General features: G+C 61.5%; 21 protein-coding genes. 12 read left to right on the forward strand and 9 right to left on the reverse strand.

Features of this window, described 5'->3' with window-relative positions; genetic code table 11:
- Positions 1 to 24: 24 nt before the first annotated feature.
- Both WA225_RS12250 and eat read right to left on the reverse strand, forming a co-directional pair.
- Positions 25 to 192 carry a DUF2897 family protein gene (locus WA225_RS12250; RefSeq protein ID WP_103305695.1) on the reverse strand — a complete coding sequence of 56 codons (168 nt, stop codon included), beginning with the start codon at positions 190 to 192 and terminating at the stop codon, positions 25 to 27.
- Positions 193 to 321: 129 nt separating this feature from the next.
- Positions 322 to 1,686, reverse strand: a complete 1,365-nt coding sequence (gene eat / locus WA225_RS12255; RefSeq protein ID WP_007908507.1) for an ethanolamine permease — start codon at positions 1,684 to 1,686, stop codon at positions 322 to 324.
- Between the two features lie 427 nt (positions 1,687 to 2,113).
- Here eat and kdpF point away from each other — a divergent pair, with 427 nt between their 5' ends.
- The 6 genes from kdpF (at position 2,114) to WA225_RS12285 (ending at position 10,287) form a co-directional block, all read left to right on the forward strand.
- The gene (kdpF, locus tag WA225_RS12260) at positions 2,114 to 2,203 is read left to right on the forward strand and encodes a K(+)-transporting ATPase subunit F (protein WP_007899818.1); all 90 of its coding nucleotides are present in this window, start codon (positions 2,114 to 2,116) and stop codon (positions 2,201 to 2,203) included.
- Positions 2,204 to 2,211: 8 nt separating this feature from the next.
- Positions 2,212 to 3,906, forward strand: coding sequence for a potassium-transporting ATPase subunit KdpA (gene kdpA / locus WA225_RS12265; protein ID WP_422608104.1), 1,695 nt, complete (start codon positions 2,212 to 2,214; stop codon positions 3,904 to 3,906).
- Between the two features lie 10 nt (positions 3,907 to 3,916).
- Complete coding sequence (gene kdpB / locus WA225_RS12270) at positions 3,917 to 5,974, forward strand: potassium-transporting ATPase subunit KdpB (RefSeq protein ID WP_422608105.1); 2,058 nt, start codon at positions 3,917 to 3,919, stop codon at positions 5,972 to 5,974.
- A 230-nt stretch (positions 5,975 to 6,204) separates the two neighbouring features.
- Positions 6,205 to 6,750, forward strand: coding sequence for a potassium-transporting ATPase subunit KdpC (gene kdpC / locus WA225_RS12275; protein ID WP_422608106.1), 546 nt, complete (start codon positions 6,205 to 6,207; stop codon positions 6,748 to 6,750).
- Positions 6,751 to 6,888: 138 nt separating this feature from the next.
- Complete coding sequence (locus WA225_RS12280) at positions 6,889 to 9,540, forward strand: DUF4118 domain-containing protein (RefSeq protein WP_422608107.1); 2,652 nt, start codon at positions 6,889 to 6,891, stop codon at positions 9,538 to 9,540.
- A gap of 48 nt (positions 9,541 to 9,588) precedes the next feature.
- Positions 9,589 to 10,287 (forward strand): response regulator, encoded by a 699-nt coding sequence (locus WA225_RS12285; RefSeq protein ID WP_422608108.1) that lies wholly within the window; start codon positions 9,589 to 9,591, stop codon positions 10,285 to 10,287.
- A 141-nt stretch (positions 10,288 to 10,428) separates the two neighbouring features.
- Here the strand turns inward: WA225_RS12285 and WA225_RS12290 are convergent, their stop codons facing one another.
- Complete coding sequence (locus tag WA225_RS12290; RefSeq protein WP_422608109.1) at positions 10,429 to 11,475, reverse strand: patatin-like phospholipase family protein; 1,047 nt, start codon at positions 11,473 to 11,475, stop codon at positions 10,429 to 10,431.
- A gap of 217 nt (positions 11,476 to 11,692) precedes the next feature.
- On the opposite strand from WA225_RS12290, the gene WA225_RS12295 reads away from it, so the two are divergent.
- From WA225_RS12295 to WA225_RS12305, 3 genes are all read left to right on the forward strand, one after another.
- Complete coding sequence (locus WA225_RS12295; RefSeq protein ID WP_064120270.1) at positions 11,693 to 11,971, forward strand: hypothetical protein; 279 nt, start codon at positions 11,693 to 11,695, stop codon at positions 11,969 to 11,971.
- A gap of 79 nt (positions 11,972 to 12,050) precedes the next feature.
- The gene (locus WA225_RS12300; RefSeq protein WP_422608110.1) at positions 12,051 to 12,821 is read left to right on the forward strand and encodes a CHAD domain-containing protein; all 771 of its coding nucleotides are present in this window, start codon (positions 12,051 to 12,053) and stop codon (positions 12,819 to 12,821) included.
- Positions 12,822 to 13,052: 231 nt separating this feature from the next.
- Entirely contained in the window at positions 13,053 to 13,847 is a 795-nt protein-coding gene (locus WA225_RS12305; protein ID WP_422608111.1) for an acyl-CoA thioesterase, read from the forward strand.
- 1 nt (position 13,848) lies between these two features.
- Here WA225_RS12305 and WA225_RS12310 read toward each other — a convergent pair whose 3' ends face one another.
- The 3 genes from WA225_RS12310 to WA225_RS12320 all read right to left on the reverse strand — a co-directional run bounded on the left by WA225_RS12310 (position 13,849) and on the right by WA225_RS12320 (position 16,838).
- Entirely contained in the window at positions 13,849 to 14,214 is a 366-nt protein-coding gene (locus WA225_RS12310; protein WP_186529326.1) for a terminase, read from the reverse strand.
- Positions 14,215 to 14,427: 213 nt separating this feature from the next.
- A complete protein-coding gene (locus WA225_RS12315; RefSeq protein ID WP_422608112.1) occupies positions 14,428 to 15,909 on the reverse strand; it encodes a methyl-accepting chemotaxis protein in 1,482 nt (493 codons plus the stop codon).
- Between the two features lie 122 nt (positions 15,910 to 16,031).
- The gene (locus WA225_RS12320; RefSeq protein WP_422608113.1) at positions 16,032 to 16,838 is read right to left on the reverse strand and encodes a TatD family hydrolase; all 807 of its coding nucleotides are present in this window, start codon (positions 16,836 to 16,838) and stop codon (positions 16,032 to 16,034) included.
- 236 nt (positions 16,839 to 17,074) lie between these two features.
- On the opposite strand from WA225_RS12320, the gene WA225_RS12325 reads away from it, so the two are divergent.
- The 3 genes from WA225_RS12325 to WA225_RS12335 all read left to right on the forward strand — a co-directional run bounded on the left by WA225_RS12325 (position 17,075) and on the right by WA225_RS12335 (position 19,600).
- Complete coding sequence (locus WA225_RS12325; RefSeq protein WP_422608114.1) at positions 17,075 to 18,496, forward strand: transglycosylase SLT domain-containing protein; 1,422 nt, start codon at positions 17,075 to 17,077, stop codon at positions 18,494 to 18,496.
- A 112-nt stretch (positions 18,497 to 18,608) separates the two neighbouring features.
- The gene (locus WA225_RS12330; protein ID WP_422608115.1) at positions 18,609 to 19,043 is read left to right on the forward strand and encodes a DoxX family protein; all 435 of its coding nucleotides are present in this window, start codon (positions 18,609 to 18,611) and stop codon (positions 19,041 to 19,043) included.
- Between the two features lie 248 nt (positions 19,044 to 19,291).
- Positions 19,292 to 19,600 carry a class I SAM-dependent methyltransferase gene (locus WA225_RS12335; protein ID WP_422608116.1) on the forward strand — a complete coding sequence of 103 codons (309 nt, stop codon included), beginning with the start codon at positions 19,292 to 19,294 and terminating at the stop codon, positions 19,598 to 19,600.
- Between the two features lie 6 nt (positions 19,601 to 19,606).
- On the opposite strand, the gene greB is transcribed toward WA225_RS12335, so the two are convergent.
- The 3 genes from greB to WA225_RS12350 are packed head-to-tail and all read right to left on the reverse strand — an operon-like array spanning position 19,607 to position 23,326.
- Positions 19,607 to 20,104: a transcription elongation factor GreB gene (greB, locus tag WA225_RS12340; RefSeq protein ID WP_016985509.1), complete on the reverse strand. Its 498-nt coding sequence runs from the start codon at positions 20,102 to 20,104 to the stop codon at positions 19,607 to 19,609.
- A 34-nt stretch (positions 20,105 to 20,138) separates the two neighbouring features.
- A complete protein-coding gene (locus WA225_RS12345; protein ID WP_422608117.1) occupies positions 20,139 to 22,643 on the reverse strand; it encodes an ABC transporter permease in 2,505 nt (834 codons plus the stop codon).
- Positions 22,643 to 23,326, reverse strand: a complete 684-nt coding sequence (locus WA225_RS12350; protein WP_422608118.1) for an ABC transporter ATP-binding protein — start codon at positions 23,324 to 23,326, stop codon at positions 22,643 to 22,645. The genes WA225_RS12345 and WA225_RS12350 overlap by 1 nt, the downstream gene beginning before the upstream one ends.
- Positions 23,327 to 23,335: the final 9 nt, after the last annotated feature.

Raw genomic sequence — 23,335 nt, forward strand, 5'->3', positions numbered from 1 at the left:
CCCGCCAATTCGGCGGGGTTTTCGTTAGCGATCTTGCGCTTCTTTCGCGTCCATTTCCGCATTGCGTTGCGCAACGCGTTTGCGTTCTTCATCGGTCAGTTCGACCTTGTTGGCGGTGTCGCGCAGCATCATTAATCCGCCAACGATCGAGCCGATTGCAACGACCAGAATCAACCAGGCATACCAAGGCATAACGGCTCTCCTTAAGGGCAGGTCGACGGACGAGGATTTCGCCGTACGACGCTGCATACCACGTTTGAGCGAAGTGACTTCGCAGTGGTTCCATTCTAGGCCGCTTGCACCCGGTTCACCTGAAATCCCTCAATTGCCGGTCAGCATCGCATCGGCCGGTGCGTTGGCACGTAGTTGCCCGGTCAACAGGAAGTACCCGAAGCCCACCGCCATGAAGCCGAGGAAAATCAAGCCGATCAACGCATTGAACCACGCCATCGCCACCAGACACACCACCGCCAGCACCAGCGCAATCAGCGGAATCAACGGATAGCACGGCGCGCGAAAGGTGCGCTCCAGATTCGGCTCCGATTTACGCAGTTTGAACAGGCTGAGCATGCTCATGATGTACATCACGATGGCGCCGAACACCGCCATGGTGATCATCGCCGCAGTAAGCGTCATGCCGCCGAGGTTGATCAAACCGTCGCTGTAAATCGCTGCGATGCCGATGATGCCGCCGACGATGATCGCCCGATGCGGCGTCTGGAAGCGCGACAGTTTCGCCAGTGACGCCGGCAGGTAACCGGCGCGGGCCAGAGCGAAGAATTGTCGCGAGTAACCGAGGATGATCCCGTGGAAACTCGCCACCAGGCCGAACAGGCCAATCCACACCAACATGTGCAGCCAGCCGGAGTTGTCGCCGACCACGGTTTTCATCGCTTGCGGCAGCGGGTCGTTGATGTTGGCCAGCGTGCGCCAGTCGCCGACGCCGCCGGCAAAGAACATCACGCCCATCGCCAGCAGCACCAGGGTCAGGATGCCGCTGATGTAGGCTTTGGGAATCGTGCGTTTCGGATCCTTGGCCTCTTCGGCGGCCATGGCGGCGCCTTCGATGGCGAGGAAGAACCAGATCGCAAACGGAATCGCCGCAAACATCCCGGCAATCGCCGGCGCACCGAACACATCCGAACCGGCCCAGCCATTCAGGGCAAAGTTACTGAAGCTGAACGCCGGCGCGACCACGCCCATGAACACCAACAGTTCAGCGACGGCCAGCACGCAGACGATCAACTCGAAGGTCGCCGCCAGTTTCACGCCGAGAATGTTCAAACCCATAAAGACGATATACGCGCCGACCGCTGCGTGTTTCGGATCGAGCGCCGGAAACTGCACATTCAGGTAAGCGCCAATCGCCAGAGCAATCGCCGGCGGCGCGAAGACGAATTCGATCAGCGTTGCCAGGCCAGCAATCAATCCACCTTTTTCCCCGAAGGCGCGGCGGCTGTAGGCAAACGGCCCGCCAGCATGAGGAATCGCGGTGGTCAGTTCGGTGAAACTGAAGATGAAGCAGGTGTACATGGTCGCGACCATGAATGAGGTCACCAGAAAGCCCAGCGTGCCGGCCACGCCCCAGCCGTAACTCCAGCCGAAATACTCCCCGGAAATCACCAGTCCGACGGCGATGCCCCACAGGTGCAAGGTGCCCAGCGTGGGTTTGAGTTGTGTGTTCATGCGGTTGCTCCCTGAACGGTTTGGAAAGCTCGGGGGAGGGTGTGTGCAGTGGGCGTGCCATTGCGCTGAAACAAGTCGTAATGAGTTGAAAGCTGTCGTATCGGGGATGTTGGCTTCGGGATGCCTGCTGAATTGCTGCGTTTTGTGCGCCAGTTGGGTGCGATGTTGCTAGTTATGCCGTCTTCGCGAGCAAGCTCGCTCCCACAGGTGTCAGCGGTGTCTGGACGCGCGCATTTCAAAATGTGGGAGCGAGCTTGCTCGCGAAGAGGCCCGGCCTGACGGCGCAAAAACCTGCTGTAACGCCCGCATAAACCCACTCTTTACGCTTTCTTTATGCCCAGCCAGCACCCTCGGTCTCGTTCCTTTACAGCCTCCTTTCCGACAATGCCTGCACACACGGCAATACGCCGTAACACGGAGATCTTCCATGAGCGTTCTGGACGGGGTGTCACTGCTACTGGCAGTGGGGCTGTTCATTTATCTGTTGGTTGCGCTGTTGCGCGCGGATCGGAACTAGGAGCGGCTATGCACAGTTATGACTATTGGCTGATCCTCGCGTTCTTTGCGCTGGTCTTGCTGCCGGCGCCTTTCCTCGGGCGCTTCTACTACAAAGTGATGGAAGGCCAGCGCACCTGGCTGACGCCGATTCTCGGCCCGGTCGAGCGCGGCTGCTATCGCATCGCCGGCGTCGACGCCGAGGCTGAGCAGAGCTGGCAGAAGTACACGCTGGCGCTGCTGGCCTTCAACCTCGCCGGTTTCCTGCTGCTGTTCGCGATTCTGCTGTTCCAGGATCACTTGCCGCTGAACCCGCAAAATCTGCCGGGCCAGGAATGGACCCAGGCGTTCAACACCGCGGTCAGTTTCATGACCAATACCAACTGGCAGTCCTACAGCGGTGAAGCGACCCTCAGCTACCTGAGCCAGATGGTCGGCCTCACCGTGCAGAACTTCGTCAGCGCCGCCACCGGCCTCGCCGTGCTGGTCGCGCTGTGCCGCGGCATCGGCCGCAAGTCGACGAAAACCCTCGGCAACTTCTGGGTCGACATGACCCGCGCCACCCTCTACGGCTTGCTGCCACTGTGCCTGTTGCTGGCGCTGTATCTGGTCTGGCAGGGCGTGCCGCAAACCTTCGCGCAGTATGTGAACGCGGTAACGATGCAGGGCGTCGATCAAGTGATCCCGCTCGGCCCGGCGGCCAGTCAGATCGCGATCAAACAACTGGGCACCAACGGTGGTGGCTTCTTCGGCGTCAACTCGGCGCACCCGTTCGAGAACCCGACCGCGTGGAGCAACCTGTTCGAAGTCGCCTCGATCATTCTGATCCCGGTGGCGCTGGTGTTCACCTTCGGCCACTACGTCAAGGACCTGCGTCAGAGCCGCGCGATCATCGCCTGCATGCTGGCGTTGTTCCTGATCGGCGGCGCCACCTCGCTGTGGGCCGAGTATCAGCCGAACCCGACCCTGAACAACGCTGCCGTTGAACAGACCGCACCGCTGGAAGGTAAAGAAGCGCGCTTCGGCACCACCGCCACCGTGCTGTGGTCGGTGACGACGACGGCCGCCTCGAACGGCTCGGTCAACGGCATGCACGACAGCCTCAACCCGCTCAGCGGCATGGTCGCGTTGGTCAACATGATGGTCGGCGAAGTGATCTTCGGCGGCGTCGGTGCCGGGCTCTACGGCATGTTGCTCAACGTGCTGATCGCGGTGTTCCTCGCCGGTCTGATGATCGGGCGTACGCCGGAATACCTCGGCAAGAAACTCCAGGCGCGCGAAGTGCAATTGCTGGTCGTCACGCTGTTGGTGATGCCAGTCGGCGTGCTGGTGCTCGGCGCGATTGCCGCCGCGGTCCCCAGCGCTGCGGCAACCATCAGCAACCCCGGCCCCCACGGTTTCAGCCAGTTGCTCTACGCCTACACCTCGGCCAGCGCCAACAACGGCTCGGCATTCGGTGGCCTGAGTGCGAACACGCCGTTCCACAACCTGATGCTGGGCCTGGGCATGTTGATCGGTCGCTTCGGTTACATCCTTCCGGTACTGGCCTTGGCCGGCAGCCTGGCGATGAAGAAAACCGCACCGATCGGCCAGAACAGCTTCCCGACCCACGGCCCGCTGTTCGTGACCCTGTTGACCGTGACCATTTTGTTGGTGGGCGGCCTGACCTTTCTGCCGACTCTGGCGCTCGGCCCTATCGCCGAACATTTAAGTATGGGCTTCTAAGGAATCCATCATGAATATGCCTGCAATCAAACCCGCCGCCGTCAAGGCACCGGAACAAGCGAAAACCGCGATCTCGGCCCTCTGGCGTCCGGCGCTGGTGCAAGCGTTCGTCAAGCTCGACCCTCGGCAATTGAAGCGTTCGCCGGTGATGCTGGTGGTCGAACTGACCGCGATTTTCACCACCGTGCTGTGCTTCATTCCTGATGCCGATGTGCCGACGTTTGTTGCCGCACAAATCGCCTTGTGGCTGTGGTTCACCGTGCTGTTCGCCAACTTCGCCGAAGCCCTCGCCGAAGGTCGCGGCAAGGCCCGCGCCGACAGCCTCAAGGCGGGCAGTGAAGGCCTCAGCGCACGGCGCAAACTGGCCAACGGCAGCTTTCAAGTGGTGCCGGCGGCGAGCCTGCGCAAGGGCGATGTGGTGCGCGTCGAAGCCGGGGAGATGATCCCCGGTGATGGCGAAGTCATCGAAGGCATCGCGGCGGTCAACGAAGCGGCGATCACCGGTGAATCGGCGCCGGTGATTCGCGAGTCCGGCGGCGACCGTTCGGCCGTTACCGGCAACACGCGGCTGGTCTCCGACTGGCTGCTGGTGCAGATCACCGCCAATCCGGGTGAGTCGACCCTCGACCGCATGATCGCCCTGGTCGAAGGCGCCAAACGCCAGAAAACCCCAAACGAAGTCGCGCTGGATATTTTGCTGATCGGGCTGACGTTGATCTTCCTGCTCGTGGTCGTGACCCTGCAACCGTTCGCGCATTTCGCCAACGGCAGCCTGCCGCTGGTGTTCCTCGTGGCACTGCTGGTCACGCTGATTCCGACCACCATCGGTGGTCTGCTGTCGGCCATCGGTATCGCCGGGATGGATCGTCTGGTGCGCCTCAACGTGATCGCCAAGTCGGGCCGCGCCGTGGAAGCAGCGGGTGACGTGCATGTGCTGTTGCTCGACAAGACCGGCACCATCACCTTCGGTAACCGTCGTTGCAGCGCGGTGTATGCCGCGCCAGGTGTGAACAGTCGTGATCTGGCCGAGGGTGCGTTGTTCGCCTCGCTGGCGGATGAAACGGCGGAAGGTAAATCGATCGTTGAGTACCTGCGCGGTCTGCACCCGCAACCCGAGCCTGCACTGGACACCTTGACCGCTGTGCCGTTCAGCGCTGAAACGCGGTTGTCCGGCGTCGACTATCAAGGTCGCGTTTACCGCAAGGGTGCGGTGGATTCGCTGCTGAGTTTCCTCGGCCAGAATCGCGCGGATCTGGCCCCGGCCCTGTCGCGGGAAATCGACAAGATCGCCCAGAGCGGCGGCACCCCGTTGCTGGTCTGCGCCGACGGCAAACTGCTCGGCGCGATTCACCTCAAGGATGTGGTCAAGCCAGGCATTCGCGAGCGCTTTGCTGAACTGCGCAAGCTGGGGATTCGCACGGTGATGGTCACCGGCGACAACCCGCTGACTGCCGCCGCGATCGCCGCTGAAGCAGGCGTTGACGACGTTCTCGCCGAAGCCACCCCGGAGAAAAAACTCGCGCGCATTCGTCACGAGCAGAACGACGGTCGTCTGGTCGCGATGTGCGGCGACGGCGCCAACGACGCGCCGGCGCTGGCTCAGGCTGACGTCGGCATGGCGATGAACGACGGCACACAAGCAGCGCGCGAAGCGGCGAACATGGTCGACCTCGACAGCGACCCGACCAAGCTGCTCGACGTGGTGCAGATCGGCAAGGAATTGCTGGTGACCCGTGGTGCGCTGACGACCTTTTCCATCGCCAACGACGTGGCCAAGTACTTCGCGATCCTGCCGGCACTGTTTGCCTCGATCTATCCGCAACTGGGTGTGCTGAACATCATGCAACTGACCAGTCCGCAGAGCGCGATTCTCTCGGCCATCGTCTTCAACGCCTTGATCATCGTCGTGCTGATTCCGCTGGCGCTGCGCGGGGTTCGCGTGCAGGCGGCGAGTGCGGCGGCGTTGCTGCGGCGCAATCTGTTGATCTACGGACTGGGCGGGATTCTGGTGCCGTTTGTGGGGATCAAGGCGATCGACATGTTGCTCACGGCGCTGCATCTGGTGTGAAGCTGAAAAGAGCCCCTCACCCTAACCCTCTCCCGGGGGGAGAGGGGACTGACCGAGTGGTTTATCAGAGATACACCGACCTGAACTACCGAGCCGAACTCAGGTTTTGAAAAGCACAAAAATCGGCTCCCTTTCCCCCTCGCCCCCTTGGGGGAGAGGGCTGGGGTGAGGGGGAAAAGACCTCCCTGACACCCCGCAAAAGTTTGCCCAACGAATTCGAGGATTATGAAATGTCCACAATGATACGTCCGGCCCTGAGCCTGCTGGTGCTGATGACCCTGGTCACTGGCGTTGCCTATCCACTGGTGGTGACCGGTGTCGCGCAAGTCGCCTTTCCCGCACAAGCCAACGGCAGCCTGGTGCGCGATGCCGACGGCAAGGTGCGTGGCTCCTCGCTGATCGCCCAGGACTTCGTCGGTGATGCGTGGTTCCACCCACGTCCCTCCGCCGGTGCGTTTGCTACCGTTTCCAGTAGCGCGAGCAACCTGGCACCGAGCAATCCGGCACTCGCCACGCGGGTGATCGATGACGCCAACAAGTTGCAGGTTCCGGGGCAAGGCCCGGTGCCATTGGCCTTGCTGACCACCTCCGGCAGCGGCCTCGATCCACACTTGCCACCGGCAGCAATTGCCTATCAACTGGCGCGTGTCGCAGCGGCGCGAAATCTACCCGTATCGACTGTGCAGCAATTGCTCGATGCGCACATCGAACAGCCGCTGGTAGGGCCGCCGGTGGTCAATGTGCTTGAGCTGAACATGGCATTGGAAAAACTTTAGTAGATGCTCGTTCCCACGCTCTGCGTGGGAATGCATCAATAGACGCTCTGCGTCTGCTTTGATGGGACGCAGAGCGTCCCGGGCTGCATTCCCACGCAGAGCGTGGGAACGATCAATCAGGAAGAGAGAGCATCAAGCATGAGCGACTCCGGCCGCGCCGACGCGCTGTTAGCAGACCTGCCCCGCGACGGCCGCGGCCGGTTGAAAGTGTTTCTCGGCGCCGCCCCTGGCGTCGGCAAAACCTACGCCATGCTCCAGGCCGCCCACACGCAACTGCGCCAGGGCGTAAAAATCATCGCCGGCGTCGTCGAAACCCACGGCCGCGCCGAGACCGAAGCCTTGCTCGGCGGCTTGCCGCAACAACCGTTGCTGCGCTCGGAGTACCGTGGCGTGATGCTCGAAGAAATGGACCTCGACGGCATTCTCGCGGCCAAGCCGAAGCTTGTGCTGGTCGATGAACTGGCCCACAGCAACGCCCCCGGCAGTCGCCACACGAAACGCTGGCAAGACATTCAGGAACTGCTCGCCGCCGGCATCGACGTGTTCACCACGGTCAACGTCCAGCACCTGGAAAGCCTCAACGATCAGGTGCGCGGCATCACCGGTGTGCAGGTGCGCGAAACCCTGCCGGACTGGGTCCTGCAAGAAGCCTATGAACTGCTGTTGATCGACCTGCCGCCACGCGAATTGCTCGAGCGTCTGCGCGAGGGCAAGGTCTACGTGCCGGAACAGGCACGCGCGGCGATCGATGCATTTTTCACCCAGACCAACCTCACCGCACTGCGCGAACTGGCGATGCAAACGGCCGCCGCGCAGGTCGACAACGATCTCGCCCAAGGTTATCGCCAACTCGGCCAGGCAGCGCCGGCGGTGCGTGGCCGATTGCTGGTCGGCGTCGATGGCGATGCGCAAGCCGAACGCCTCGTGCGCCATGCCAGTCGCGTCGCCCAGCGCCGACATCTGCCGTGGAGTCTGGTGCATGTCGACAACGGCAGCGTGCGCGACGAGCAATCACGTCTGCGCCTGCAAAGCGCTCAGCAACTGGCCGAGCGCCTCGGTGGCGAAGTGGTCTTGCTGCGTGCCGGCGAGGTGGCGAAAACCCTGATCCAGCATGCTGCCGAGCGTCGCGCCAGTCTGGTGCTGGTCGGCCAATCCCGGCCGCGTCTGCGCCGTCGGCTGTTCGGTGGCGGTCTTGCGGCGCGCTTGCTGCGTCAGGCTCACGGGCTGGAAATCAACGTCCTCGACAGCGACCAGCAACAGCATCAACCACGCCCGCGCAACGCGCTGACCCTGGTCTGGTTCGACTATGCGCTGGCGCTGGTGGCGACCGTATTGGCGAGTGCCTTGGCATGGGCGGTGTCGAGTGTGTTGCCGCTGCCGAACATCTCGCTGGTGTTCCTCGCGGCGGTGTTGCTGGTGGCGGTGCGCAGCAGTCTTGGCCCGGCGCTGGCCTGCGCGGCGCTGTCATTTCTGACCTACGATTTCTTATTCATTCCACCGAATTTTTCTTTCAGCATTCAGCGCGAAGAAGACGTGCTGACCCTGCTGTTTTTCCTGTTGATGGCGGCACTCACCGGTAACCTTGCGGCGCGTCAGCGGCGGCAATTGCAGGCGTTGCGCGACACCCAGCAAGAGACCAGCGAGCTGCTCGATCTGTCACGCAAACTCACCGCCGCCACCGACCGCCAGGCCGTGGTCAGCGCTGCTGCGCAACACCTCAACGGTTGGAGCGACCTGCAACTGTGCTTGCTCAATCGCGATGGTCAGGGCGACTGGAAAGTCGAGACCGGCGGGCCGTTGCAATTCACCGAGGCCGAGCGCGCCGCCGCCGATTGGGCCTGGCAACACGATCAACCGGCGGGCATGGGCACCGGCACGTTGCCGTTCGGGCGCTGGTGGTGGTGGCCGCTGTCGGTCGAGGACGGGCCGCTGGCGCTGCTCGGCGTCTGCGCCAAAGAAGGCCAGACCTTGAGCGGCCAGCGCCGGCGTTTGCTCACCGCGTTGAGTCAGCCATTGGCGCAGGCACTGGCCCGCGCGCAGTTGGCTGATGATCTGGAAGCCGCGCGTCTGCACGGTGAAACCGAACAACTGCGCAGTGCACTGCTGGCCTCGGTATCCCACGATTTGCGCACACCGCTGACCGCGATGCGCGGCAGCATCGACAGCCTGCTGGCGCTCGGCGAAGCGATTCCGCTGGAGGACCGGCGCGAACTGCTCGAAGGCACCCGCGATGAAGCCGAGCGCCTCGATCGCTATATCCAGAATCTGCTCGACATGACCCGTCTGGGTCACGGTGCACTGAAACTGGCGCGCGATTGGGTGTCGCCAGCGGACATCGTCGGCAGTTCGCTCAACCGGTTGCGCGCAGTGCTGGCGCCACTGCAAGTCAGTACCGACGTACCGGCCGAGCTACCGTTGTTGTTTGTCCACGCGGCGTTGATCGAGCAGGCGCTGGTCAACGTGCTGGAAAACGCCGCGCGCTTCTCGCCCCCTCACGGTCGTTTGCAACTGAACGCGGGAGCGCATGACGAAGAGATTTTCTTCTCGGTCAGTGATGAAGGCCCGGGGATTCCCGAGGACGAACGAGCGAAGATATTCGACATGTTCTACACCGCTGCCCGCGGCGATCGTGGTGGTCAGGGCACGGGGCTGGGCCTGGCGATCTGCCAGGGCATGGTCGGCGCGCACGGCGGGCGGATCAGCGTTGCTGACGGTATCGACGGGCGCGGCACCTGCATCACCTTGCACTTGCCACTGCAGACGCAACCGGGGATGGACGATGAAGGCTGAAGCGGACTGCGCTACTCTCTTGCCACTCTTTTGTGTTGATGTGAATTCATGAGCCAGACCGCGACCATTTTGGTCATCGACGACGAACCGCAGATCCGCAAATTCCTGCGCATCAGCCTTACCTCACAGGGCTATAAAGTGCTTGAGGCGGGCAACGGTGCCGAGGGTTTGGCGCAAGCGGCGCTGAACAAACCGGACCTGCTGGTGCTCGATTTAGGCCTGCCGGACATGGATGGCCAGCAAGTGCTGCGCGAGTTTCGCGAGTGGGCCACGGCGCCGGTGCTGGTGCTGTCGGTGCGCGCCAGCGAAGGGCAGAAAGTCCAGGCGCTGGATGGCGGCGCCAATGACTATGTGACCAAGCCGTTCGGCATTCAGGAGTTCCTCGCTCGCGTACGTGCGCTGTTGCGTCAGGCCCCGGCGGGGGAGGCCCAGCAGGCGGCGCTGAATTTCGGTCCGCTGACGGTGGATCTGGCCTATCGGCGGGTGCTGCTCGACGGTGTCGAAGTGGCGCTCACGCGCAAGGAGTACGCGGTGCTGGCGCAACTGGCGCGACATCCGGGGCGGGTGATTACCCAGCAGCAATTACTCAAGGATATCTGGGGCCCGACGCACACCGAAGACAGCCATTATCTGCGGATTGTGGTGGGGCATTTACGCCAGAAACTGGCGGATGATCCGACGCGGCCGCGGTTTATTGTCACTGAAGCCGGGGTTGGTTATCGGCTGATCAGTGACAACAATTTTTAGCCATTGGTTGTCCCGGCAGACGCCATCGCTGGAAAGCCAGCTCCCACAGGTTTTTCAGCTGTGATTGAAATCTGAGTATCACACCGATCATTGTGGGAGCTGGCTTGCCAGCGATGAGGCCCTTACAGACTGCGGAGAACTTCAGGGCTCTCGGTTCTGCTCACTCTCGTACCGATCCAGCGTATCGCTGGCAATTTCGCGCCCCAACGCGATCAACTCCGGCGCCTTGTAGAACTCGAAAAACCGGCACACCCGCTTCGGCACATTGATCAGAATATCCGGCGGATAGCCGGCGATCTTGTACTGCGCCAACGAGGTCTGCATGACCTCGAAACTCTGGTTGATCAAGTCCAGCAATGACGCCGGCCCGACGTTGTCGATGATGAATGAACCGGTCGCCGATTTCGGCGCGCCTTCACGCTCAGGGGCGGCGGCCGGCTGTTGATTCTCGGGTTCGGCGCCTTCCAGCCATGGATTGATATCGGCGGCTTCCGCGCGCAGGGCTTCCTGTTCGAGCTTCAACAATTGCTCGGCCTGTGTCCGGCGGAACGGCATCTTCGAACCCAGCGAACTGATCAGGCTGTCGAAGCGTGAGCGGAACGCAGGCGGGCGCTGGATCACCGGCAGTTTGTAATGACGCTGGTTGGTCGAGTTGAGATTGACCGCAATGATCAGATCACAGTGGCTCGACACCACCGGCACGATCGGCAACGGATTGAGAATCCCGCCATCGACCAGCATGCGGTTGCCTTGCATCACCGGCGTGAACAGGCTGGGGATTGCCGCGGAGGCACGCATGGCCTGATGCAGACAACCTTCCTGAAACCAGATTTCCTGCTGGTTGGTGAGGTCGGCGGCGACGGCGGTGTAGGGGATGCGCAAGTCTTCAATGTTGATCTCGCCGACGATCTTGCGGATCTGCCCGAAGACCTTCTCGCCGCGAATCGCACCGAGGCGGAAACTCACGTCGACCAGCCGCAGCACATCCAGATAATCGAGACTTTCGATCCAGTTCTTGTAAACGTCGAGTTTTCCGGCGGCGTAGATGCCGCCGACCACCGCGCCCATCGAACACCCGGCAATGCAGGCGATGTCGTAACCGCGTTTCTCGATCTCTTCGATGACTCCGATATGGGCATAGCCCCGGGCGCCACCGGAGCCCAGCACCAGTGCGACACGCTTTTTCATCCAGTTTCCTCCCCGGCAAGTTTGCACAATGCACCCATCGCCGGACTGGCTCAATCGCCGTGGTCGTTGAGTGCGCCGGTGACGTCGTTTTTTTGATACTGCATGACCCTTCAGCGCTATCCTTCTCAGTTGCGCGGTTTCACCCGCCGGCAAGGCACTTTTTCGCAGCCTTACCGTCTTACCTGCACGACTGTTGACCTATTTTGAGGTGTGAGTGATGAAAGCCTGGATCTGTGTGCCGTTGATGGCTCTGGCATTGGCCGGTTGCGCCGGTAAAACCGCTTACCGCGACAGCTGCGGCAGTCAGCTCGATGCGGCTTGGCATGAGCTGGATCTGGCCAAGGCCGAAGGCTTTGCCGGCACGGTCAGTTATTCCAAAGCCTTGTCGTTGCTGACGGCGGCGAAGACTCAGCAACAATTCGAAGGGTTCGAAGGTTGCAGCAACAAAGCCGAGAAGGCGCGCTTCTACATTCGCGAATCCCGCGCCGGGCGCTAAGCTGCTGACGTGAAGCAAGGACGCTGCTTTGATCGAGCGGCAGAATAATTCTCAAAGCCATTTGAATCAGGAGCAAGTGATGTCTGCGTTGGTTGACCGGTTGGTGGCTCATGTCCTGAGCCTGGAAGTACGGCTGCTGGCCTGTCAGGCGCGACTCACTGCACGGACCGACCCCGAGGCGCTGCATGATCTGCGCACCACGGTGCGGCGCTTGCGCAGCCTGTTGCGGCCATTGCGCGGTTTGCCCGGTGTCGAGCAACTGGAAGACGCCGCGTCCGCAGTCGGCCAATTGACCACCCCTTGGCGCGATCGTGAAGTGCTCGCGGCGTATCTGCTCGAGCATGATCAGCCTGAGGCCGCGCAACGGCGCATGGCGCAAATGGCTGAGGCGTATCCGGCACTGGCGGCGAGCGCCGAAGTGGCTTCGCTGTTGATGATTCTCGACGCCTTCCCGCGCTTCCTGCGCGCCTCCCAGCGTCAGGGCTTGCTCAAGGGCCTGGATAAACGCATCGAAAAACGTCTCGGCAAACAATGGCAGAAACTCGACCAGGCGCTGCACGATCCAGCCCACGACCGCCATCGCCTGCGCCTGTTGATCAAACGCGTGCGCTACGGCATCGAAGCCTATCCCGAACTGGATCGCTTGCCCGCCCCAGCGTTGAAGCGATTGAAGGCTGCGCAAGGGGCGTTGGGCGACTGGCACGATTGCTGGCAGTGGCTGGCGAAAGCCGAGCTGGAGGCGGATATGCAACCGTGCGTTGCAACCTGGCAGGCGACGATGGTCAACGCTGAAGTCGAGGCCGACCGAGTGCTTGAAAAACTCAGCGCTGCCTGCTTCAAAAAATCCTGAAATCACCACCTCCCCTGTGGGAGCGAGCTTGCTCGCGAATGCGCTCTGTCAGGCGGTACATTTTTTCCTGACACACCGCTTTCGCGAGCAAGCTCGCTCCCACAGGGTGTTGTGTGTGTCGGGAAGTGCGCTAAGGCCTTTCTGTCAGCCCATTTGACCGGAATAGACGCTGCGGCGCTGTGCAGGTCTGGTTAAGATCCCTGTATTCCTTTCTTGTTTTCTGAGGTTGCCATGCGCTTTAGCGATCTGCTCGAGGCGGTCCGCCGCCAACCGCAACTGACGATTCCCGCCGAATGGGGCCAGGGCCGTGCCAGTTTCGGTGGCCTGGTGGCCGCGCTGCAATTTGAAGCCATGCGCGCAAAAGTACCGGCGGATCGCCCGGTGCGTTCGCTGGCGATCACTTTTGTCGGCCCGGTCGAACCCGAAGTCCCGGTGAGTTTTGAAGTCGATGTGCTGCGCGAAGGCAAAGCCGTCAGCCAGGTCATGGGCCGGGCGATGCAGAATGGTCAGGTGGTGACGATCGTTCAGGGCAGCTTCGGGGCTTCGCGGCCCTCTGAAGTGGCAGTCGAAGCGTATCCGGCGCCATCAATGAAACACTGGGACGAATGCCAGGAGTTGCCATACATCAAAGGCGTGACGCCAGAATTCATGCGTCATCTGGCAATGCGCTGGAGTGTGGGCGGCATGCCGTTCACCGGCACCCAATCGCGGCTGATGGGGGGCTGGGTGCGGTTGCGTGGTGATGTCAAAGAAGAGCCGGTCAATGAGGCGCATCTGCTGGCTTTGGTGGATGCGTGGCCGCCTGCGCTGTTGCCGTATCTGAAGAAGCCTGCACCCGGCAGCACGCTGACCTGGACCATTGAATTCGTGCAGCCTCTACACGATTTGAGCACGCTGGACTGGTGCCAGTACCTGGCCGATATCGAGTACGCCGCCGACGGCTACGGCCATGTCGCCGCCAAGCTGTGGAGCGCAGAAGGTGAGCTGATTGCGATGAGTCGGCAGACGGTCACGATCTTCGCCTGACTCAATGCCGACGGTGGCGCTCACGCCATGCGCGCCACCAGCCGCCACTGAGAAAGAAGCGCGGAAAAGTCAGAAACTGCTCGACCAGCAAGCGTGACACCGCATCTTTACGATCACTGAACGGCTCGGAGGCTTGCGCCTCCAGGCTGTGGCCGTGGCGCTGCAAACCGAGCGCCGCGACGATACCGATCACGCCGATGGCCACACTGGCCAGACTCGGGCTGAACACCCCGGACACGATCAGCAGAAAGGCGACGATAAACAACGGCACGGCAATCAGGTGCAACACCAGATTGGTCGGGTGCTGATGATTGCCCGGGTACGCGCGCCATTGCCACGCGGGAAGGTTGGGGTGACGTTTGCCCATGTTTGCTACTCCTCGATCCATGTTGAACACATGCTTGAAGAATAGGCCCGGGCAGGGAGGGCGGCGAATCAAGGTTGGCTATTGAAGTGATAGGCGTCATCGCAGGATTCGATGCTGCCCGGGCTGACGCCTTCGCGAGCAAGCTCGCTCCCACATTGGACCGGTGCGCATACAAATCCCCTTGTGGGAGCGAGCTTGCTCGCGAAAGGGCCGTCAGAGTTTCAGTTGTCCGATCGCCTTGCTCAACTCCCCAGCCAACGTCGCCAGCTCATTACTGGTCGTCGCCGAATCCACCGTCTGCTGCACGGTATTCTCGGTCACATCGCGAATACTCACCACCGCCCGGTTCATCTCCTCGGCAACCTGACTCTGCTGCTCCGCCGCCACGGCAATCTGCGTATTGCTTTCACGCATCTGCGCCACCGCCCCGGTGATTTCCGCCAGCGCTGCACCGGCCTCCTGTGCCTGCTGCACGCAGTCGTCGGCCTTGTACGAACTCTCCTGCATGAAATCCACCGCATCACGGGTGCCGGCCTGCAAGGCCGAGACCATCGTGGTGATCTCGTCGGTCGAGGTCTGCACGCGTTTGGCCAGATTACGTACTTCATCAGCCACCACGGCAAATCCCCGGCCCATTTCACCGGCGCGGGCGGCCTCGATGGCGGCGTTCAGGGCGAGCAAGTTGGTCTGCTCGGCAATGCTGTGAATCACGCTGACCACGCCGTTGATCTTCTGACTGTCCTCGGCCAGCCGTTGAATCATCTCGGCGGTCTGCTGCACGCCGCTGGAGAGCCCGGCAATCGAATGCTGCACCCGCGCGACCACTTGCTGACCGCTGCCCGCGAGGCCATCGGCGGTCTGCGACAGATCGCGAGTGGCACCGGCGTGCTGAGCGATGTGATAGACCGTGGCAGTCATTTCATTGATCGCCGTGGCGGCCTGATCGGTTTCGCTCTGCTGACCGAGCATGCCGTGACGCACTTCGTTCATGCTCGACGCCAACCGCGCCGCGCCGACATCCAGTTGCCGTGCGGTGTTGGCCACGGTGGTCACAACACGCTGGTAACCGGCCTGCATCGCGTTGAACGCATTGGCCATCTGCCCGACCTCGTCTTTGCCGGCCAGCGGCACGCGAGCCGAGAGGTCACCGGTTTTTTCCACGTGCAGCATCACGTCTTTCAGGGTGTTGAGCTGGCTGAGCAGGAAGCGGATCAGCAACTGCGAGGCACACAGCATGGCAAACATCAGGATGAACACTGCCACCGCATAATTGGCGAAACGCTCGCTGAACACCTGGCTCAGACTCGGGCCATAGGCAATCACGGCAACTTGCTGGCCGTCGGCGCGGCTGAACACTTCAGCGCCCATCAGCGGATTGTCGCCGAACAGCGGCAGATGATTGATGTCGTTCCAGCCGTTGCTTTCAGTGATTTCCAGCAACGGTTGATCGTTCAGGCGCGGTGCTTCACCTCGTTTGAAGGTCAGCACCTGATCGGCTTTGGGCAATGGCTGACCGACCGGCCAGGCTTTAAGCAGTTGTGCCTGGGCTTGCGCCGAGGCCTGTGATGCGTGACTGCGCGCCTGTTGTTCGAGTTGCACGGCGTACAGCACCAACAGCAGGGTGGTGACGAAGGCGACCGCATTGACCGCCCAGAATTTGTATTTCAGCGAGATATTGCTAAGCCAGGCACCCATGGAGGTCTTCTCTGATAGCGGAAACAGTTTCGGCAAGGTGCCAGCATTGTGCCGCTACGCAGATTCGAGATCTTGATACACATCAAAAGAACACATCGCTTCCACAAGGGAATTATGGTGTGTCAGGGGAGGGTGGGGAGGTTATAGAACGCTCGGGCGCACGCGGTGCTATGCGCCGCCAGATCTTCCTCGGTTTCACCGCGATGCAACGCCACTTCGCGCAGCACTTCTGTCAGATACGCCGGCTCGTTACGCCCGTTCTTCGGCTTCGGCCGCAAGGTGCGCGGCAGCAGATACGGCGCGTCACTTTCCAGCATCAACCGTCCGCGTTTGATCTCTTTGACCAGTGGGTGCAAATGCGTGCCACGGCGTTCGTCGCAGATCCAGCCGGTGATGCCGATGTGCAGATCCAGATCGAGATAGCTGAACAGGGCTTTTTGCTCGCCGGTGAAGCAATGCACCACGGCGGCGGGCAGGTGATCGCGGAAGTCTTTCAGGATTTCCAGCAGCCGCTGGCTGGCATCGCGCTCGTGCAGGAACACCGGCAGTTGCAGTTCAACGGCCAGCGCCAAGTGTTCTTCGAGGACTTTTTCCTGCTGTGGGCGCGGCGAGAAATCACGGTTGAAATCCAGCCCGCATTCACCCACGGCGACTACGTTTTTTTCGTGCAACAGGCTGCGCAAACGACGGGCGCTGTCCGCGTTCCAGTCACTGGCCGAATGCGGGTGAATACCGGCGGTGGCGAACAGCCGTTGACCGCTCTCATCCAGTTGCTGGCACAGCTCCAGAGCCTGTTCGCTGCCCTCGACGCTGGTGCCGGTCAGCACCAATTGGCAGACCCCGGCGGCATAGGCGCGATCAAGCACGGCCTGATGTTTGTCGGCGAAACTTGGGTTGGTCAGGTTGACGCCGATATCGATGAGTTGCATGGTTGCTACCTCGGGCCGAAGGCCGGAAAGCATACCAGAGCTGTAGATTCATAAGAAAAGCCAAGAACTACAACGAGTTATAGCTGTCTTTTGATGCCGCGAGGCAGCCCGGTCTGGCAACGATGCCACTACTGTGCCAGTCTCTCGCACTTTGCCAGCGCTCCAGGCGCTCTGTTTTCGTCGGTGATATCGACCGTTCAGCGGTGTTATCACCCCGTATTCTTTCCGGAGAGTGGATGGTTCGTCCCTCGGTTTTGCTTCTGTTGTGTGGATCGCTGCTGCTGCCGATGACGGCGGTTGCGCGCCTGCCCGGGCCGCTGCAAGCCGTGCCGGCGGCCAAGGTGCGCGACTTGTCCGAGATTCGCAGCAGCCGCGTGTTGCGCGTGCTGGTCAACCAGAGCCGCAACAGCTCCGGTGAAGTTCAGGGTCAGGCCATCGGCGTCGAATACCATCGCCTGCGCGCCTTCGAGCAATACCTCAATGGCCATGCTCGCGACGGCCAGGAAATCACCCTCAAGATCATTCCCAAAGCCAAGGATCAACTGCTCGGTGCGCTGCAGCGCGGCGAGGGCGATTTGGTTGCGCCGGGCGAATTGCTCGATCTGCAACCGGGCTTCGCCGTGGCCAGCAGCGAACCGATCGCCAGTAACGTGCCGCTGTTGCTGGTCGGGATCAAGGGCGAGCGCCGTTACACCAAGGTCGAGCAACTCGCCGGCAAGACCCTCGCGTTACCCACCGGCAGTGCAGCGGGGGAGGCGGTCAGTCAGCTCAATCAGAAACTCGCGTTGCACAAACTGGCGCCGATCAAGATCGAATGGGTCGATCCGACCCTGGCGGTCGAAGATGTGCTGGAGATGGTTCAGGGCGGGATTTTCCACCTGACCATCGTCGAGCAACCCATTGCCGAGCGCTGGGGCAAGATCCTGCCGAAGCTGCGTTTTGATCGCCAACTGATGATCAGCGAACCGGGCGAAGAGTATTGGTTCGTGCGCCGTGATGCGTCGATGCTGCGGGCCAGCATCGATCGCTTCCTCGTTGGTTACAAGAAGCCGTCCAACGAAGACGTGGCGTTTCTGCGCATCTATCGGCGCCTCTATCAAGTTCACTATCCATTGGCCAAGGCCGACCGCCAGCGTCTGGAAAAACTCCGTCCGACCCTGCAAAAGCATGCTGACGCGCAGAACATGGACTGGTTGAATCTGGCCGCCCTGGCGTTCAAGGAATCGGCGCTGCAGCCCAATGCGCGCAGTGGCAGCGGCCCCACCGGGCTGATGCAGATCACGCCTTCCGCCGCCCAGCGTGTCGGCGTCAACAATATCCAGAATCTTGATGCGAACGTGCAGGCCGGGGCCAAGTACCTGGCGATGATCCGCCGCAAATTCTTCAACAGCTCCAAGCTCAATGAGCGCGAACGCATGGCCTTCACCCTGGCGGCTTACAACATCGGCCCCGAGCGCGTGCAGGGCATGCGCGCCGAAGCCCGGCGGCGTGGTTTGAACCCTAATCAGTGGTTCTTCCAGGTCGAGCGTATTGCCATGGAGCAGGTAGGAATGGGCCCGGTCAGCTATGTTAATAGCGTGAACAAGTATTACTTGGCGTTCGACCGGGAGCGTGAATCGTTGGAGCCCGGGACGCAAAAAGTCGTCTCACGGAAATGATCTAATAATTTGATTGTTATGGCGGAATATTTGCGCTTTTATCATGAAATTAACTGATTAATATAGCGGCCAACCAACACACATAACTCCTCGCAAAAACAAGGAATGCCCCATGAGCTCTCTGATCAACAAAGTCCTGTTCACCCGCGCCGGCTACGGTCTGACCCTCCTGCGCATTGCTGTCGGCGTGATCTTCGCCGCGCACGGTTCGCAGAAGCTTTTCGGTCTGTTCGGTGGTTACGGTCTGGCGGGCACCGCGCAGTACATGGACAGCCTTGGCCTGCACCCGGGCTACCTGATGGCGACCCTGGCTGGCGGCACTGAGTTCTTCGCTGGCCTGGCCTTGATCATCGGCCTGCTGGTGCGCCCGGCGGCGTTGGGCCTGACCTTCCTGTCGCTGGTGGCAATCTTTACCGTACACATCAGCAACGGTTTGTTTATGGCCAACAACGGTTACGAGTTCGCTCTGGCGCTGCTCGGTGGCAGCCTCGCCGTCCTGATCGAAGGCGCCGGCAAGCTCTCGGTGGATCGCGCCATCGCCGGTTAAGCGCTCTGGCTCAAGGAAAAGGCCCGCATTGTGCGGGCCTTTTTTGTTGCCGCTGATTCTTGACACTGATCGGTCACGTTCTCTAGGATGTTGCCCATGCGCCGATTTAAACAGCTACTTGCGGGGCGCCAGGTGACTTCAACAGTTGCCGTCAGAAGCCGGAACAGGGCTTCGAAATACCGCTAAAGCGCTGGTTCGGTGTTGCCTCTCACCTGCCATGCAGACTTTTGAGGCAGAGACACGACACGATGAATGCACTACGCCCTCCAGCACGTCCCGCGCCGATCACGGCACATATCACCCAGCGCAACCCGAAAATTCTCCTTGGCGGCAAACATCAGCCGACGCTGTTGCGTTATCTCGATGGCTGGCCACGTCGCAGCGGCGGTCCTGCCGCGTTCCTGATCCAGTTCGTTGAAGACGGCGAGTCGCTGGCACGGTTTGCCACTGACAGTTTCGATCTGGCGGTGATTCAGGCCTCGAGCGCGGAAGATGCGCCGGAAATGATCAAGCAACTGGTCCGTGTGGCGCGGCAGGGTCTGATCACCCGCCGCTGATGCGCTTTACGGATAGTCGATGGCGACGATGTAAACGAACTGCTCGCCAGTCGGCGTCTGCACCCTGACTTCAGCATCCAGCGCCTTGCCGATCAAGGCGCGGGCCAATGGCGAGTCGATGCTGATCAGGCCCAGCTTCAAATCCAGTTCATCCGGGCCGACGATGCGGTAGCGCGATTGCTTGCCGTCTTCGTCTTCGATGGTGACCCAGGCGCCGAAGTAGACCTTGTTCGGATCACTGGGTTTTTCACTGACGACTTTCAACGCTTCCAGACGTTTGGTCAGAAAGCGCACGCGACTGTCGATCTCGCGCAGCATCTTCTTGCCGTAGGTGTACTCGGCGTTCTCCGAGCGATCACCCTGAGCCGCTGCCTCGCTCACCGATTGCGTCACCTGCGGGCGGCGCACATGCCACAACTCATGGAATTCGGCGCGCATCCGCGCTTCACCTTCGGGGGTGATCAGCGCGGTGCCGGCGGGGCGTGGGGGGCGATAACGGCTCATGGCAACTTCTTGTGATTAAGACCGCTTGAGTCTATCAACCCTCGCGCAACACTGTCAGTGGACTTGCATTGAGCGCCCGGCGCGTGCCGAACACACCGGCACCACCAATCAGCGCGGCGCCAATCAACGGCAGCACCAACAACCATGGATGCGGATGCCACGGCAGATCGAACGCGTAGCGATACAACACCAGACTCACCACTTCCGAGCCGATCGCCGCAAGCAGGCCGCTGACCGCACCGAGTAAACCGAACTCAATGCGCCGTGCCTTGATCAGCAATTGCCGCTCCGCCCCCAGTGCACGCAACAGCGCACCTTGGCGAATACGTTCATCGAGCGTCGACTGCAAGCCGGAAAACAGCACCGCCATCCCTGCCGCCAAGACAAACAACAATACGTATTCCACGGCCAGGGTGACTTGGGCGAGGATGCTGCGCAGCTGTTCGAGCAGCGCTTCGACCTGAAGAATGGTCACCGCCGGGAAGGTGCGCGACAGTTCGACGATCTGCTGATCATGACCGGGGGCCAGATAGAAGCTGGTCAAATAAGTCGCTGGCAGATCCTTCAACGTGCCGGGCTGGAAGATCATGAAGAAGTTCGGCTGGAAATTGTCCCAGTTGATTTCGCGCAGGCTGGTGACCTTCGCTTCACGATTGACCCCGCCGACGCTGAAGACCATGTGATCGCCGAGTTTGAGCTTGAGGCTTTCGGCGACTTTGCCTTCCACCGAGACACCGGGAACATCATCCGTGGGTTGATCCTTCCACCATTCACCCGCTGTGAGCTTGTTGCCCGCAGGCAGATCCGCCGCCCAGGTCAGGCTCAAGTCGCGCTGCACCGCACGGTCACCGGCCGAATCCTTGCTGACGATTTGCTGCACGGCTTCGCCATTGATGCTGATCAGGCGCCCCGGCACCACCGGATACAGTGGCGCCGCTTGTGCGGAGACTTTGATCAGGTGATCGGTGAAGGCCTGTTTGTCTGCCGGCAGAATATTCAGGGCAAAGTAGTTGGGCGCGTTTTTCGGTAGCTGGTTCTGCCAGGTGTCGAGCAGTTCGCCACGCAGCAGGGCAATCAAGGCCATCGACAGCAGAATCAGGCCGAATGCCAGTGACTGACCGGCCGCTGCCAACGGATGCCGCAGCAATTGGCCCAGACCCAGGCGCCACGGCAGCGAAGCACGGGCGAGCATCCGCCGCAGGCTTTGCAGCAGCAACAACAGCAAACCGCCCAATAGCAGCGCGGCGACCACGCCACCGCCGAGCAAGGCAAAGGTCAGCAGCAGATCCAGACTTAGGCGCCACATGATCAGGCCGAGCGCTCCGAGTGCAGCGCCGTAAACCATCCAGGTACTCGACGGAATCGGCAGCATGTCGCGGCGCAGCACACGCAGCGGCGGTACGCGGCCTAGCGCGGCGAGTGGCGGCAAGGCGAAACCGGCCAACGCCACCAGCCCGGTGCCGATCCCGGCGATGGCTGGAAACAGACCGCCCGGAGGGACATCGCTTGGCAACAGATCGTGCAGCAGCGCGAACAGGCCCAGTTGCGCCAGCCAACCCAGCAGCGCTCCACTGAGAGCGGCCAGCAAGCCGAGCACGGTCAACTGCAAACTGAACAGCAGCATGGTTTCCCGGCGCGACAGACCGAGGCAGCGCAGTAACGCGCTGGCATCGAAGCGGCGGCTGGCAAAACGGTTCGCCGACAACGCCACGGCGACACCGGCCAACAACACGGCGACCAGACTGGCCATGTTCAGATAACGTTCCGCCTTGCCCAGCGCACCACCAATCTGCCGGTTGCCATCGCGGGCATCCTGAATGCGCTGGTTGGCGGCGAGCCCGGGTTTGATCAGTTGCCGATAGGTTTCCAGCGCCTGCGGTTCACCGCGCCACAGTTCGCGGTAACTCACGCGGCTGCCGGGTTGCACCACACCGGTGGCGGCGAGGTCGTCGAGGTTGATCATCACCCGCGGCGTCAGGCTATAGAAATTGCCGGCGCGATCCGGTTCGTAGGTCAGCACGCGGGTCAGTTTCAATGTCTTCATGCCGACATCGATGCTGTCGCCGATCTTCAGATCCAGTGCGGTCAGCAGGCGTGCCTCAACCCAGGCTTCGCCCGGTTGCGGTTCGCCGCCGGTTTCTTCTGTGGCGAACGGCGCGGCTGCGCTCTTCAGTTCACCACGCAACGGATAGGCGCGGTCGACGGCTTTGATGCTCGACAGTTGAATGCCGTTGTCGGTGGCGATGACGCTAGAAAACTCCACCACCTGCGCATGATTCAGACGCAGTTCGGTACCACTCCTGATCTGTTCTTCACGGGCCGGAGAACTGCCTTCGAGCACCAGATCGGCGCCGAGAAACTCGGTCGCGCGCAGCATCATCGCGCCGTTCAGGCGGGCGCCGAAATAGCCGATGGCGGTACTCGCCGCGACCGCCACGACCAACGCGAAAAACAACACGCGCAATTCCCCGGCGCGGGCATCGCGCATCAGTTGGCGCAGGGCAAGGCTGAACAGACGCAACAGCGGCAAACGTGCCATCAAGGCTCCAGAGGGGCGACCAACAGCCCGGCTTCAAGTCGGATCAGGCGCCGGCAGCGATGGGCCAGGCGTTCGTCGTGGGTCACCAGCACCAGGGTGGTACCGCGTTCCTTGTTCAACTCGAACAGCAGGTCGCTGATGCGCTCACCGGTGTGGCTGTCGAGGTTGCCGGTGGGTTCGTCGGCGAACAGCACGTCCGGCTCGGCAGCAAACGCTCGGGCAATCGCCACGCGCTGCTGTTCGCCACCCGAGAGCTGGCGCGGCGAGTGCGTCAGGCGCTGGCCGAGGCCGACGCGCTGGAGCAGTTCGGTCGCCCGTTCGCGGGCATCTTTGCGGCCATCGAGTTCCAGCGGCAGCATGACGTTTTCCAGCGCATTAAGGCTGTCGAGCAATTGAAAGGACTGGAAGACAAAACCCACGTGCTCGGCACGAATACGCGCGCGCTGGTCTTCATCCAGTTTGCTCAGGCCTTGGCCGGCGAGAATGACCTCGCCGCTGCTTGGCAGGTCGAGGCCGGCGAGCAGGCCGAGCAGGGTGGATTTGCCCGAACCGGACGCGCCGACGATGGCCAGGCTGTCGCCCTTGTTCAGTTCCAGGCTGAGTTCGTGCAGGATAGTCAGTTCACCTTCCGCGCTGGGAACCACTTTGCTGAGGTTCTTCGCGGTGAGAATGCTTGCGCCCATGGAGAATCC

This window comes from Pseudomonas sp. (genome assembly GCF_049300855.1).
Lineage (GTDB): Bacteria > Pseudomonadota > Gammaproteobacteria > Pseudomonadales > Pseudomonadaceae > Aquipseudomonas.